General features: G+C 72.0%; 4 protein-coding genes. All 4 read right to left on the minus strand.

The genetic code is table 11. The annotated features are described in order from the left end of the window. The coding region (locus tag BJF79_RS63795; RefSeq protein WP_262403242.1) for a hypothetical protein at positions 1–330 on the minus strand (330 nt) is incomplete at its 3' end. Then, positions 327–659: a hypothetical protein gene (locus BJF79_RS63800; RefSeq protein ID WP_262403243.1), complete on the minus strand. Its 333-nt coding sequence runs from the start codon at positions 657–659 to the stop codon at positions 327–329. The genes BJF79_RS63795 and BJF79_RS63800, both read right to left, overlap by 4 nt. An 8-nt stretch (positions 660–667) precedes the next feature. Then, positions 668–907: a hypothetical protein gene (locus tag BJF79_RS63805; protein ID WP_262403244.1), complete on the minus strand. Its 240-nt coding sequence runs from the start codon at positions 905–907 to the stop codon at positions 668–670. Further along, positions 880–1,554, minus strand: a 675-nt coding sequence (locus tag BJF79_RS39350; RefSeq protein WP_262403245.1) for a sulfotransferase family protein, incomplete at its 5' end; no start/stop codon positions are given. The genes BJF79_RS63805 and BJF79_RS39350, both read right to left, overlap by 28 nt.

A 1,554-nucleotide genomic window follows, 5' to 3' on the forward strand; every position in this document is an offset into this window, starting at 1 on the left:
CCAGCAGTGGCCCCAGAAGTCGGCGAGCTTGCGGACGCCCTGGCGGCGGATGCGCAGGCCGCTGCCGGTGAAGCGGTACTCGGGACCGCCGTCGACGGTCACCGATCCGGTCGCGCGGAACAGCTGCTCGTAGCGCGGCCCGCCCATGAGGCCGCCCTCGACCGACTCCTTCAGCCGCCGGCCCGCGTCGGCGATCAGCGCGCCCTGCACCCATGGCGGCACCGCCATGCGCGCCTCCACGTGGAAGCGGACGTCCACGTCCGGGCCGTCGATCCTGCCCGCGGCGAGATCGGCGGAGGAGGTCCGGACGGCCTTCCCGGCGTAGGTCATCGTCCAGACACCGAACGGTTCGACGCAGCGGAACTCCAGCCCGCCGGCCCCCAGCACCGCCGGGCGCCCGTGCGCGTCGCGGCCGGGTGGGACGGGCCGCCGTCGCGCAGCCGGTAGACGTGCCCGTCGCCGAAGGCGACGTTGATCTGGAAGTCGTGGGCGTCCCAGTTCGCGGCGACCGCCTCGACGCCGACGCGCGGAAGCCCCATCTCGCCGCGATCATCGACGACCCAGAAGCTCACCGAGTCCCGCATCTCCGGGGCGTCGGGGCGATCGGCGAACATGTACTCGCGGGACGGGTCGATGCCCCCGGTCAGATCGACGGCCATGTGGTTCCTCACTTTTCGGTCCGATTCGTGCACGTCCAGCGGTTCGCGGCCTCGACGTAGCGGGCGAACGACGGGCGCACCCGGTCGGGGTCGATGCCGAAGGCGAGGGGGTCGGCGCGGGTGCTCGGCTCGCGTTCGGCGGCCGCCTCGGCCCACCAGCCGCGCATCCCGCGCTCGAACTCCTCGCCGACGGGCTCGCCCAGCCACGCGTACAGGCTCCTCACCTGTCCGATGGGGTCGGCCTGCATGGCGCGGAAGTCGATGTCGTGGAACCGGTCGCCGGCTCCGTCTCGCGGAACCGCAGCGTCCGCTCCATGCCGAGTGTCCAGTGCTCGATGTTGAGGCGGCCGATGTAGGGCCGGTCGATGTGGTCGGTGAAGTTCCCGGTGATGTCGGCGTACAGGTCGGCCACCGACAGCAGCACGTCGGTCGGATCCCGGTGCGTCATGACGAACCGGGCGTCGGGGAAGACCCGGTCCAGGTGGTCGAGGAACAGGACGTGCGAGGGGCACTTCAGCCGCCAAGGCCGCTCCGGCTCGCCCCACTGCAGCAGCTTCATCGCCCGCCGCTGGTAGGCGAAGGTCGAAGTGAGATCGGCCTGCCCGACCAGCCACGCGGCGTAGGAGGGGATCCGGGCGAACGACATGAAGAAGTAGGTCTTGAAGTCCAGCGCCATCAGCTCGTGGCATTCCATCGGGCCGTGGACGTGGCCCGGGACGTGACGGCGGGTGCCGACCATCTCGCCCTCGCCGACCGGGATCCGCGGGTCGGGGCCCGTCACGGTCGACGGCGGCGGGCACGGCTGCGAGGACTCCCACCGCCGCAGGTACCGGACGTCCGGGTCCTGCGCCAGCAGCAGCGACAGCGCGGTCGAACCGGTGCGGGGCAGCCCGAG

The organism is Actinomadura sp. CNU-125, assembly GCF_001942465.1.
In the GTDB taxonomy this organism is placed as follows: domain Bacteria; phylum Actinomycetota; class Actinomycetes; order Streptosporangiales; family Streptosporangiaceae; genus Spirillospora.

Excerpts from the sequence above, each read along its gene's own strand:
- BJF79_RS63805 (WP_262403244.1), bottom strand. The coding sequence starts at position 907 with ATGCAGGCCGACCCCATCGGACAGGTGAGGAGCCTGTACGCGTGGCTG.
- BJF79_RS63800 (WP_262403243.1), bottom strand. The coding sequence starts at position 659 with ATGGCCGTCGATCTGACCGGGGGCATCGACCCGTCCCGCGAGTACATG.